Annotated in this window: 14 protein-coding genes; 9 read left to right on the top strand and 5 right to left on the bottom strand. The window is 70.2% G+C overall.

From position 1 onward, the window contains the following. The 5 genes from mdcG to ACPUER_RS29290 all read left to right on the top strand — a co-directional run. The coding region (gene mdcG / locus ACPUER_RS29310; RefSeq protein WP_425132785.1) for a malonate decarboxylase holo-[acyl-carrier-protein] synthase at positions 1 to 453 on the top strand (453 nt) is incomplete at its 5' end. Further along, positions 450 to 1316 carry a triphosphoribosyl-dephospho-CoA synthase MdcB gene (gene mdcB / locus ACPUER_RS29305; RefSeq protein WP_425132784.1) on the top strand — a complete coding sequence of 289 codons (867 nt, stop codon included), beginning with the start codon at positions 450 to 452 and terminating at the stop codon, positions 1314 to 1316. The genes mdcG and mdcB, both read left to right, overlap by 4 nt. Continuing rightward, positions 1313 to 2245, top strand: coding sequence for a malonate decarboxylase subunit epsilon (gene mdcH / locus ACPUER_RS29300; protein WP_425132783.1), 933 nt, complete (start codon positions 1313 to 1315; stop codon positions 2243 to 2245). The genes mdcB and mdcH overlap by 4 nt, the downstream gene beginning before the upstream one ends. A 117-nt stretch (positions 2246 to 2362) precedes the next feature. Then, positions 2363 to 2884: a phospholipase D-like domain-containing protein gene (locus tag ACPUER_RS29295; protein ID WP_072435882.1), complete on the top strand. Its 522-nt coding sequence runs from the start codon at positions 2363 to 2365 to the stop codon at positions 2882 to 2884. A 125-nt stretch (positions 2885 to 3009) separates the two neighbouring features. Then, positions 3010 to 3675, top strand: a complete 666-nt coding sequence (locus ACPUER_RS29290; protein ID WP_175962416.1) for a phosphoribosyltransferase — start codon at positions 3010 to 3012, stop codon at positions 3673 to 3675. Here the strand turns inward: ACPUER_RS29290 and phaZ are convergent. Next, positions 3662 to 4885, bottom strand: a complete 1224-nt coding sequence (gene phaZ, locus ACPUER_RS29285) for a polyhydroxyalkanoate depolymerase (protein ID WP_310134953.1) — start codon at positions 4883 to 4885, stop codon at positions 3662 to 3664. The two genes, ACPUER_RS29290 and phaZ, sit on opposite strands and share 14 nt — an antisense overlap. Positions 4886 to 5049: 164 nt before the next feature. On the opposite strand from phaZ, the gene ACPUER_RS29280 reads away from it, so the two are divergent. Beyond that, complete coding sequence (locus ACPUER_RS29280) at positions 5050 to 5679, top strand: glutathione S-transferase family protein (RefSeq protein ID WP_425132782.1); 630 nt, start codon at positions 5050 to 5052, stop codon at positions 5677 to 5679. Between the two features lie 195 nt (positions 5680 to 5874). After that, complete coding sequence (locus ACPUER_RS29275) at positions 5875 to 6069, top strand: hypothetical protein (protein WP_072436412.1); 195 nt, start codon at positions 5875 to 5877, stop codon at positions 6067 to 6069. 108 nt (positions 6070 to 6177) lie between these two features. Here the strand turns inward: ACPUER_RS29275 and proP are convergent, their stop codons facing one another. After that, positions 6178 to 7662 carry a glycine betaine/L-proline transporter ProP gene (proP, locus tag ACPUER_RS29270; RefSeq protein WP_310134945.1) on the bottom strand — a complete coding sequence of 495 codons (1485 nt, stop codon included), beginning with the start codon at positions 7660 to 7662 and terminating at the stop codon, positions 6178 to 6180. A 542-nt stretch (positions 7663 to 8204) separates the two neighbouring features. On the opposite strand from proP, the gene ACPUER_RS29265 reads away from it, so the two are divergent. Further along, on the top strand, positions 8205 to 8537 hold the full coding sequence (locus ACPUER_RS29265) for a YnfA family protein (RefSeq protein ID WP_034183266.1): 333 nt from the start codon (positions 8205 to 8207) through the stop codon (positions 8535 to 8537). 27 nt (positions 8538 to 8564) lie between these two features. Here ACPUER_RS29265 and dnaQ read toward each other — a convergent pair whose 3' ends face one another. The 3 genes from dnaQ to ACPUER_RS29250 are packed head-to-tail and all read right to left on the bottom strand — an operon-like array spanning position 8565 to position 10590. After that, on the bottom strand, positions 8565 to 9299 hold the full coding sequence (gene dnaQ / locus ACPUER_RS29260) for a DNA polymerase III subunit epsilon (RefSeq protein WP_175962420.1): 735 nt from the start codon (positions 9297 to 9299) through the stop codon (positions 8565 to 8567). Positions 9300 to 9337: 38 nt separating this feature from the next. Beyond that, positions 9338 to 9781, bottom strand: a complete 444-nt coding sequence (gene rnhA / locus ACPUER_RS29255; RefSeq protein ID WP_072435875.1) for a ribonuclease HI — start codon at positions 9779 to 9781, stop codon at positions 9338 to 9340. Beyond that, a complete protein-coding gene (locus ACPUER_RS29250; RefSeq protein WP_034183269.1) occupies positions 9778 to 10590 on the bottom strand; it encodes a class I SAM-dependent methyltransferase in 813 nt (270 codons plus the stop codon). Before ACPUER_RS29250 ends, rnhA begins: the two co-directional genes overlap by 4 nt. An 18-nt stretch (positions 10591 to 10608) precedes the next feature. On the opposite strand from ACPUER_RS29250, the gene gloB reads away from it, so the two are divergent. Then, complete coding sequence (gloB, locus tag ACPUER_RS29245; RefSeq protein ID WP_105392996.1) at positions 10609 to 11415, top strand: hydroxyacylglutathione hydrolase; 807 nt, start codon at positions 10609 to 10611, stop codon at positions 11413 to 11415. Positions 11416 to 11518 lie beyond the last annotated feature (103 nt).

The following is an 11518-nucleotide window of genomic DNA, read 5'->3' as shown; positions in this document are numbered from 1 at the left end:
GGCAAGCGGCGCATCGCGCTGAATGTCGCTGCCGACGCGCTCGCGACGGTCGGCCCGCTGCCCGCGCTGGCCGACGTGCTTTCCGCGGCGCCCGACGCATGGCACGCGCCGTTGCGCGCGCTCGATGCGCTCGGCGCGCGCTGCGGCGTGCAGGGCCGCGTGTTCGGCAGCCTCGCGTGGCAGGCGCTGACGGGCGAGCGATACCTGGGCGCGTCGTCCGATCTCGACATCGTGTTTCCGCTGCCGGATGCCGCGTTGCTCGCACCGCTGCTCGACAGTCTCGCGGCGATCGACGCGCACGCGCCGATGCGCATCGACGGCGAGCTGCTGCGCGACGACGGCGCGGGCGTCAACTGGCGCGAGCTGCACGCGCGGCTGCCTGAAGTCGCGGTCAAGACCGCGATCGCCGTCGAATTGATGCCCGCCGGCGCATTCACCGGAGACGCGCGATGAGCGCATGGGCTGCCTGCCGCGTACCGGCGCCGTCCGCTCCCGAGCGCATCGCCGAGCTGGCCGAGCACAGCCTCGTGCTCGAGATCGACACCTATCCGAAGCCGGGGCTCGTCAGCCACGTCGACACCGGCAGTCATTCGGACATGGATGCCGCGACGTTCGCGCGCAGCGCCGCCGTGCTGCGGCCGTACTTCGCGGAACTTGCCGACGCGGGCGCGCGCGACGCGGACATGGCCATGCTGCGCAAGATCGGCCTGCGTGCCGAGCACGCGATGCTCGCGGCGACCGGCGGCGTCAATACGCATCGCGGCGCGATCTTCGGGCTCGGGCTGCTGTGCGCGGCCGCGGGCCGGCGTGCGATGCCGGGGGGAGTGCCGGGCGGAATGACGCTCGGTGCGCTCGTGTCCCGCCGCTGGGGCGCCGATATTCTCGGCGGCCCGCGCTTGCCGGACAGCCACGGCGAGCGCGCGAGCCGACGCTACGGCGTCGGCGGCGCGCGTCGCGAAGCGGCCGAAGGGTTCACGACCGTGTACGCGATCGGGCTGCCCGCGCTGCGCCGTGCGAAGCGCGACCTGCCCGACGATCCGGAAGCCGCGCGCGTCGCTGCGTGCTTCGCGCTGATCGCCGCGCTCGACGATACGAACCTGCTGCACCGGGGCGGGCATGCCGGCCTCGATTTCGCGCGGGCGACCGCACGTGCGTTCGTCGCACGCGGCGGCGTGCGCGCGCGCGACTGGCGGCTGCGCGCGGTGGCCGCGCATCGTGCGTTCGTTGCGCGCCGGCTGAGCCCGGGCGGCGCGGCCGACCTGCTCGCGATGAGCGTATTCGTCGATGCGCTCGAAGCCGACGGGGACGCGCGATGACGCTGGCGATTCTCTGTTCGGGACAAGGCGCGCAGCGCGCCGACATGTTCGACCTGACGGGCGCGGCGCCGCAGGCCGATGCGTTGTTCGCGCATGCCGGCCGGCTCCTCGGCGACGATCCGCGCGCGTGGGTCCGGCAGGCCGGACCGGACGCGCTGCGCGAGAACCGCGCCGCGCAGATCCTCTGCACCGTCCAGGCGCTTGCGGCGGCCGCGCTGCTCGACGCGGCGTGGCCGCGCCGGCGCTGCGTCGCGGGCTACAGCGTCGGCGAGGTCGCGTCGTGGAGCGTCGCGGGAATGATCGATCCGCACGATGCGCTCGACCTGGCCGACGCACGCGCGCGCGCGATGGATGCGGCGAGCGGCGGCGATGAGCGGATGGCGTTCGTGCGTGGCTTGACGCGCACGCAGCTTGCGCAGTTGTGCGCCGGTCGCGACGCGGCGATCGCGATCGCAAACCCCGGCGACGCATTCGTGGTCGCGGGGCGGCAGGCCGATGTCGATGCGGTGGCCGACGGCGCCGCGCGCGCCGGTGCGCTGCGCGTCGCGCCCGTGTGCGTGCGGATCGCGTCGCACACGCGCCGGCTCGCAGCGGCCGTGCCGGTATTTCGCGCGTCGCTTGCCGGTGTGCGCGTGCGCCGGCCGCTGCCCGGCACGCGATTGTTTTCGGGCATCGACGGCGCGTCGGTGCTCGATGTCGACGCGGGCCTCGACAAGCTCGCGCGGCAGATCGCGGAGCCGGTCGAGTGGGCGGCCTGTCTCGCCGCCTGCGTGGAGGCCGGTGCGACCGCGTTTCTCGAACTCGGCCCCGGGCGCGCGCTGGCCGAGATGGCAGGCGGCGCGTATCCCGCGCTGCCGGCGCGCAGCCTCGCGGATTTCCGTTCCGTCGACGGCGTGACGAACTGGCTCGCGCGCGTCGCGGCTGGCTGACCGGCGGCCCGAAAACCGGCCTGCAACATCCGCGCCGCGCCCCGGTTCCATACTGTGTGTTGCGCCGGCGCAGCAGCGCCGCAGCCGGCGCTTGCCACGCGAATTGGCGTCGCTACAATGGCGCCCGCCATGAGACCAGCCGCCTTCTTTTTCGCCGCGCTTTGCTGTGCGGCGAGCGCCCACGCCAGCCGGATCCCGTCCGATGCCGCCTCGGTCGGCACGTACTTTTCGTATGACAACGCGGCGGCCGACGCGACCGTCGACCTGATCGAACAGGCGCAACGCCGCGTACTGCTGGCCGGCTACGCGCATGTGCCGCCCGCCGTCGCGAGCGCACTGCGCGCGGCCCGTGCGCGCGGGATCGAGGTGCGCGTCGTGCTCGTGCGCTCGCCGCGCGCGGGCAGGTACAGCGGCGCAGGCTATCTGAAATCCGCGGGCATCGACGTGGCGATCGATTCGCGGCACGGCGATCCCGCGCCGCGCTTCGTGATCGTCGACGACAGCGTCGCGCTGACGACGCTGTCCGACGGCGCGGCCGCGCACGCCGAGACGGTCAACGTGTTCCAGCGCGCGCCCGAGCTCGCGCAATCCTACGCGCAGTCGTTCTGGCGGTTATACCGGCAGGCCGGCGGCCTCTGACCCTTTCCTTCGGGGTCGTGCACGCCGGTGTGACCCCGCTTGCATCGGCGCTGCCGATGAACCATGCTCGTTGACAGGCGCCGGCGCGGGTTTCGCGCATCCGGCGCAACGGCAGGGAGCCGATCGTGACCGAGTGTTTTGCCGATCGCGCCGATGCGGGCCGCCAACTGGCCGGCGCGCTGAGCGACTATGCGGGGCGTAGCGACGTCGTCGTGCTCGCGTTGCCGCGCGGCGGCGTGCCCGTCGCGTATCCGGTTGCCTGCGCGCTGCGCGCGCCGCTCGACGTGCTGGTCGTGCGCAAGCTCGGCGTGCCGTGCGAGCCCGAACTCGCGATGGGCGCGATCGCAACGGGGGGCGCGATGCATCTGCAGCGCTCCGTGATCCGCTCGATGGGCGTGACCGACGCGCAGCTCGCCGACGTGATCGTGCGCGAGACGGCCGAGCTGCAGCGCCGCGAAGCGCTGTATCGCGGCGCTGCGCCGCCGCTGCCGGTCGACGGGCGCATCGTGATCGTCGTCGACGACGGCGTCGCGACCGGCGCGTCGATGCGTGCCGCGCTGCAGGCGCTGCGCGAGCGCCACCCGGCGCGGATCGTGGCGGCCACGCCGGTCGCGCCGGCGGACGCGCAGCATGCGTTCGACGGTCTGGCCGACGCGTTCGTCGCGGTATCGCAGCCGCGCCCGTTCTTCGGGATCAGCCAGTTCTACGCGCACTTCGGGCAAACGAGCGACGACGAGGTGCGTACGTTGCTCGACGCGGCCCGCATGCAACGCGGCATCACGTCCGCCTGATCCGGCGCGAGCGCGGGCGAGGGCGGCCGGCCTCGGCCAGCGCGAACACGCGCTGCAGCATCGGATGGACATTGCCGCGCCAGCGCGCGCCGGTGAACAGCCCGTAGTGATCGCAATCGTCGACATCGACGCGATAGCGCTCGTCGGCCGCGAGGCCGCTGCACATGTCGAGTGCCGCATGCGTCTGGCCGGCGCCCGTGACCGCGTCGCATCGGCCTTCGACGGTCAGCAGCGCGACGCCGCGCAGCGCGCCCGGCTCGACACGCCGGCCGCCAACGTCCCACGTGCCGTTCGCGAGGCACATGCGCTGGAACACGATGTCGACCGTGTCGAGGAAATATTCGGCCGGCATGTCGAGCAGCGCCGTGTATTCGAGCAGCGCGCGCCGCGCGGCGGCGAGCGCGGCCATGTCGAAGCGCGACGCGGCCTGCGCGTACGCCTCGACCAGCGACATGAAACGCTGCGGGTACATCAGCGCGATCTCGCCCTGCTGGAGATAGGTCGGGAACACGTGGCGGCCGTGCCCCGCGAAGCCGGGCGGCACGATGTCGATCAGGTGGCGGCGGCACCAGCCGAGCGAGCGGGTGGCTGCCGCGGTGCCGAGCACGCTCGGATTCAGGCGTGCGTCGAGCGGGCCGCCGATCAGCGTGATGCTCGCGGGCGGCGCGAGGCCGCGCGCGGCGCGCAGCGCGAGCGCGCCGAGCGCCGGCACGGTCGCCTGGCACACGGCGACGACGTGCAGCGGCCGATCGTCGAGCGCGAGCCCGTCGACGAAGCCGTCGAGCGTCGCGACATACTCGTCGAGCCCGAAGCGGCCCGACGCGAGCGGCACGTCGCGCGCATTGCGCCAGTCGGTCACGCAGACGTCGCCGTCGGCGAGCAGCGTCTCGACGGTTTCCCGCATCATCACGGCCGCGTGCCCGGCGAGCGGCGCGCACAGCAGCACCGTGCGCCGCGCATCGGCGCGCGTGAAGCGCCGCAGGTCGCAGAACGGCGTGTGCGCGGCGACCCGTTCGCCGACGGCGGATCGCCCGAGGTCGAAGCGCGGCGGCCCGGCCGGCTGCCCGAGCAGCGGCTCGAACAGGTCGTCATAACACGACGACGCGGCCTGCGGCAGCGTCGCCGCGGGCCACGCATCGAACGCGTGCCGCGTCGCCGCGCGCCAGGCGCGCATCCATTCCCGCTGCTGCTCGACGAGGGCATACCACATGGCGGACCTTGGGGCGGAAGGGGCGTGAATCTGCATTATGGTCACTGTGGCCGGGTAGCGGGGCGCTGATACGTATCAAGCGGACGCGCGTACGAGCACGCTAGGCGACGGCTCGCGACGCTGCTACAGTCGTCGGTCCCATTCCCTCAAGCGGAGCGTTTGCGATGAAGCTGATCGGCATGCTGGATTCCCCGTTCGTGCGCCGTGTCGCCATTTCGGCGAAGCTGCTCGACCTGCCGTTCGAACACGAGTCGATCTCGGTGTTCCGTCATTTCGAGCAGTTCAGGGCGATCAACCCGGTCGTCAAGGCGCCGACGCTCGTGACCGACGACGGCGCGACGCTGATCGATTCGTCGCTGATCGTCGACTATCTCGATCACCTGGTCGCGCCGGAGCGGCGCTTGCTGCCCGACGCCGCCGACGTGCGGCTGCGCGCGCTCGTGCCGGTCGGTTTCGCGCTGGCGGCGGCCGAGAAGACCGTGCAGGTCATCTACGAGCAGGCGCTGCGCCCGTCCGACAAGCAGCACGCGCCGTGGCTCGAGCGCGTGCTGAGCCAGCTCGAGGGCGCGTACGGCGAGCTGGAGCCGCTCGTTGCGGCCGCGAACGGCTGGTTCGGCGGTGCGCGCCTGCTGCAGTCCGACGTGACGGTCGCGGTGGCGTGGCGCTTCACGCAGTTCGTGGCGGCCGATTACCCGGCGCTCGCGCGGATCGATCCTGCCCGCTATCCGGCGCTCGCCGCGCATTCTGCGCGTGCGGAAGCGTTGCCGGCGTTCGTCGAAACGCCGCTCGTGTAGGCCTGGCGGCCCTTGGCGGCGGGGCGCGAGGCCGCCCCGCGCCGTTGCCTGCCGGCCGCTCGGCCGCATCCGGCAAGCCGCCGCCGATTGTTCTCGGTGGCCGACAAGTGACTTCGCATTCGCGCCGTTTATCCGGAAGCGGCCGGTCCCTAGAATCCACTCCATCGAATCACGCATTGCCAGATGGAGCCGATGATGAAAGCCCTGCTCGAATCAAGCCTGTACCACCCGTCCGTCGTGTTGCCGCTTGCCGCGCTGACGCAGTTGATGGTCGAGCGCGATTTCAATCTCGGCCAGGTCGGGCTGATCGTCGCGGCACGCGGCGCGCAGGCGGCGGTATCTCGCTCGCGTGCGCTGATCTTCAGCCGTCACGGCGAAGCGCACGCATGATGGCGCTCACGGCTAACGGATGAAAAAAGCCCGGCCGGCGCAAGCCGGTCGGGCGGATCGGATTCGATCGGGCCCCGGCTTCGGCCGGGGCTTTTTCATGGGCGACGCTCAGGCGCGTGCGGGCGACACGACGCCGTACATCTCCGAGTCGTCGTCCTCGCGCAACTGGCGCGCGAGCTGGTGCGCCTCGCGGCGCGTCGCGACGGCCGGCGGCGAGCCCTTGAGCGGCTGGCGCGCGGTTTCCGCGAGCGCGACGACCGACACGATGCCGATCACGGCGGCGCCCATCATGTAGTACGCGGGCATCATCAGGTTGTGCGTCACGTCGACGAGCCATGCTGTCATCAGCGGCGTCGTGCCGCCGAACAGCGACACCGACACGTTGAAGCCGATCGCGAGCGCGCCGTAGCGGATCTCGGTCGGGAACAGCGCCGGCAGCGCCGACGGCATCACGCCGGTGAAGCAGGACAGCAGCACGCCGAGGACCAGCAGGCCGCCGAACACCGATGCCGTGGTGCCCGCGTGGATCAGCATCATCGACGGGATCGACAGCACGAGCAGCCCGACGCAGCCGGCGAGCATCACCGGCTTGCGGCCGATCCGGTCGGACAGGCGGCCGGCGAAGAGCGTCATCGGCATCATCAGCACCATCACGATCAGCACGAGCACGAGGCTGTGCGATTCGTCGAAGTGCAGCGTCGACGACATGAAGCTCGGCAGGTACGACAGCACCATGTAGTCGGTCACGTTGAAGATCAGCACGAGGCCGACGCACAGCAGCAGCGCGCGCCAGTTGCGCATCAGCGTTTCGCGGAAGCGCGCCTTCGGCACGGCCTTGTCCTGCGCTTCGCGCTCTTCGGCCTGGCGCTTGAACGCGGGCGTTTCCTCGAGCTTCATCCGGATGTAGAGACCGATCAGGCCGAGCGGGCCGGCGATCAGGAACGGCACGCGCCAGCCCCACGACAGCAGCGCTTCCTGCGACAGCGACGCGGTCAGCAGCGCGACGACGCCCGCACCCATCACATAGCCGATCAGCGTGCCGAATTCGAGGAAGCTGCCCATGAAGCCGCGGCGCTTGTCGGTCGAGAATTCGGCGATGAAGGTGGCCGCGCCGCCATATTCGCCGCCGGTCGAGAAGCCCTGCACGAGGCGCGCGACGAGCAGCAGCACGGGCGCCATGATGCCGATCGACGCGTAGCTCGGGATCAGGCCGATCGCGAAGGTGCCGACGGCCATCATGATCATCGTTGCGGCGAGCACGCGCTGGCGGCCGATGCGGTCGCCGAGCGGGCCGAACACCATGCCGCCGAGCGGGCGCACGAGGAACGCGGCCGCGAACGTGCCGAAGGTCGCGAGCAGCTGCGCGGACGGGCTGCTGGACGGGAAGAACACCTTGCCGAGCGTGACGGCGATATAGCTGTATACGCCGAAGTCGAACCATTCCATCGCATTGCCGATGGCCATCGCGCTGACGGCGCGCTTGAGCAGGCTCTGGTCGACGACGGTGATGTCGTCCGCGGCGAGCGGAGCGTCGCCGGACGAAGTGGAGGAAGAAGCAGCGGTCGGGCTGACGTGTGTTGCGGTCAAGGTCATGCACTCCTTTGACTGCGCCGGAACGGGCGGGCCGTCCGACACGGTTTGCCTGCAAGCGCGGTGTCGTGCGCGGCGCGTCGGGGCAGACCATTAAGCACTTACTGCGCAACGGGCAGCAAAGGGCCGTCAGGGGCTGCTTCGACGCGGGCCCGATGGGCCGTCGCGACAGTGCGCTCATGAAGAATGGGCCGCGTGATGCTGGCGGCAGATGCCGGTGCGGACGGAGGTCCGGCGTTCCGGCAAGCGCCCCGAAAGGGGCAACGAAACGAGAAAAGCGGGCCTGTCGGGCGGGCTTTCCTGTGGGTGCGATTTCGGTCGAAGCGCCGGCCCGTAATGCGCGGACGGACTTCTCTCGAAATCGAATAGACAGAGATTGAATGTTGAAACAGGCGACATGGTAGCACGATGACGGATGATCGTGCAAATTGCCGGGAGGCGCCCGTCTGGCGGGGCGTCCGGCGCGGCCTGCTCGGGTATGATCGGCGGCGCGCGGCGGGGCCGTGCAGCTCCCCGGCGACGGGGGCGAATTCACGAGGAACCGGATGACCGAACTGATGAGGATCGCGGCGCTGTTCGCCGCCACCGCGCTGGCCGAAATCGTCGGCTGTTACCTGCCGTGGCTCGTGCTGAAGGGCAGCCGGCCGGCCTGGCTGCTGGTGCCGGCCGCGCTGTCGCTCGCGCTGTTCGCGTGGCTGCTGACGCTGCACCCGAGCGCGGCCGGGCGTACCTATGCCGCGTACGGCGGCGTGTATATCGCGGTAGCGCTGGTCTGGCTGCGGGTGGTCGACGGCATCGCGTTGACCCGCTGGGATGTGGCCGGCGCGGTGCTCGCGCTCGGCGGGATGGCGGTCATCGCGCTGCAGCCGCGCGCGTAAGCGCGGCCGCAGCGCGTGCCGCGTGCGTCAGGCCGTTTCGGCGGCACCCGCGTCGGCGAACTTGCGCCACACGCATGCGCCCTTGACCGACTTGTCGAGCTCGTCGAGTTGCGCCTGGTGCGCGGCGAGCTCGTCGTCGCTCGCGGCCACCACGACCAGGTCGAGCGCGGCGAGCGACACGCGCTGGCCGTTCGCCGCGCCGCCGTCGGCGCCCGCGTCGTCGAGCATGTCGATCACGAGGCTGTCCTGGCCGCGCGTCATCGCGAGATACACCTCGGCGAGCAGCTCCGAGTCGAGCAGTGCGCCGTGCAGCGTGCGGTGCGCGTTGCTGATGCCGAAGCGATCGCACAGCGCGTCGAGCGAGTTGCGCTTGCCGGGGAACATCTGCTTGGCCTGCACGAGCGTGTCGATCACGCCGCCGCAATGTTCGGTGAACGGCGGCAGGCCGAGCCGCGCGAATTCGGCGTCGAGGAAGCCAAGGTCGAACGGTGCGTTGTGGATGATCAGCTCGGCGTCCTTCACGAAGTCGAGGATCTGGCTGGCGACTTCCGCGAACTTCGGCTTGTCGCTGAGGAATTCGGTCGTGAGGCCGTGCACCGCCAGTGCGCCCGGATCGCTGTCGCGCTCGGGGTTCACGTAGAAGTGCAGGTTGTTGCCGGTGAGCCGCCGGTTCAGCAGCTCGACGCAGCCGATTTCGATGAGACGGTCGCCCGTGCGGGCGTTCAGGCCGGTGGTTTCGGTATCGAGAATGATCTGGCGCATGTCGGGAAAAACGAAGGAAACAGGAGAGTGGCCGGCGTTCAGGCCGTGAGCGATTCGACGCCGCGATTCGCGAGCGCGTCCGCGCGCTCGTTTTCCGGATGGCCCGCATGACCCTTGACCCAGCGCCACTCGACCTCGTGCTGCGCGACGAGCGCGTCGAGCCGCTTCCACAGGTCGGCGTTCTTCACGGGCGTCTTTGCCGCGGTGACCCAGCCTTTCTTCTTCCAGCCGTGGATCCACTCGCTGATGCCTTTCTGCACGTATTGCGAATCGGTGTGCACGATCACCTGGCACGGCCGCTTCAGCGCCTCGAGCGCGGCGATCACGCCCATCAGCTCCATGCGGTTGTTGGTCGTGTTGGGCTCGCCGCCGAACAGCTCCTTTTCGCGGTCGCCGTAGCGCATCAGTGCGCCCCAGCCGCCGGGGCCGGGGTTGCCCTTGCAGGCGCCGTCGGTATAGATGTCGATCGTATCGATTGTCATGAATGTTCTTGATGGGTGGTCGGGGAGGCCGCGGGCGTCAGGCCTGGCGCGAGCACGGGTTTTTTCATCTTGATCTGGCCGACGAGGCGCATGCCGCGCACGCGCTTGACGGCCGTCACCATGTAGACGGCGCCGAAGATCGGCCACCAGCGGTCGCCCGCGGCTTCCATGAAGCCGTAGCGGGCCAGCCACTTGTCGGTGACGAGCGGCGGCCGGTAGCAGCCGAAGCGGCCGCGTTCGAGGTCGAAACCGAGCAGCTTGATCCAGTCCTTGAGCCGGATGAACGCGATCTGGTCGCGCGTGGCCGGCACGAACGGGCGGTTCGCCATGCGCCCGAACGATTGCCGCATGCCCCACAGGCTGAGCGAATTGAAGCCGGTGATCACGAGCTGGCCTTCCGGCATCAGCACGCGCTCGGCCTCGCGCAGCAGGCGGTGCGGGTCGGACGTGAATTCGAGCGTGTGCGGCATCACGATCAGGTCGACGCTCTGCGACTCGAACGGCAGGTCGAGCAGGTCGCACCACGTCGTGCTGCGATCGGCGGGCGCGTGCTCCGGCGCGTGCGCTTCGCGCGCCCACGGATACTGGTATGGCGCGCTCGCGCCGCTCGCCGGATCGAGCACGAGGCCGCGATACGGCATGCGGTTCTCGCGCAGTGCGTCGAGCTGCGGCAGGCCGAGCTGCAGCGCGTGGAACCCGAAGACGTCGGACACGATCCGGTCGAGCTGCGCCTGCTCCCAGTCCAGCACATAGCGGCCAGGAGGCGAGTCGGTCCAGGCGGGCCAGTCTATAATTTGACGATCAGGCATAACGATGGTTGCGCGCCCATGAACGAGCTGGAATACGTGCCGGTTCCGGCATTCGAAGACAACTATATCTGGCTCGTCTCGGACGGCCGCGATGCGATCGCCGTCGATCCGGGTGAAGCCGCGCCGGTGCGCCGGGTTCTTGCCGAACGAGGCTGGCGGTTGACCGCTATTTTACTCACGCACCATCACGCCGACCATGTCGGCGGTGTCGAGGCGCTGCGCAATAGCCAACCGGCCGATGTGCCGCTCACCGTTTACGGCCCCGCGGCCGAGGCGATCGGCGTGGTCACGCGGCCGCTTTCGGGCGGCGATCGCGTGACGCTCGACGCGCCGGCCGTCGCGTTCGACGTGCTCGACGTGCCCGGTCATACGCGCGGCCACATCGCCTATTTCCAGGCGGCCGGGCAGGGCGCCGCGGTGCCGCACGTGTTCTGCGGCGACACGCTGTTCTCGTGCGGCTGTGGCCGCCTGTTCGAAGGCACGCCCGCGCAGATGCTCGCGTCGCTCGACGCGCTCGCGGCGCTGCCGGGAGACACGCGCGTGCATTGCGCACACGAATATACGCTGTCGAACATCCGCTTCGCGCTCGCGTGCGAGCCCGGCAATGCGGCGCTTGCCGCGTGGCGCGACGACGCGCAGGCGCTGCGCGCGCGCGGCGTGCCGACGCTGCCGACGACGATCGCGCACGAGCGCGCGGTGAACCCGTTCATGCGCGCGGACAGCGCCGCCATCCATGCGACGCTCGAGGCCGAGCTTCACGAAACGGTGCCGGATCGTCTGGCAGCGTTTACGCTGATGCGGGAGTGGAAAAACCGGTTCAGATGATCATTTCCGGAGGACTCCAAAGCTCAAGCGGTGTCTGTAAAAATTGCTCCAAATGTAGGATTTCGCTGAGTTTTCGGTGTTTTTATTGACGTGAAGCACGCAC

Origin of the sequence: Burkholderia sp. DN3021 (genome assembly GCF_049805555.1) — a bacterium.
Taxonomy (GTDB): domain Bacteria; phylum Pseudomonadota; class Gammaproteobacteria; order Burkholderiales; family Burkholderiaceae; genus Burkholderia; species Burkholderia pyrrocinia_C.
Note: the sequence above shows the minus strand (reverse complement) of the source record. Positions and strands in the feature narration are given on the sequence as shown.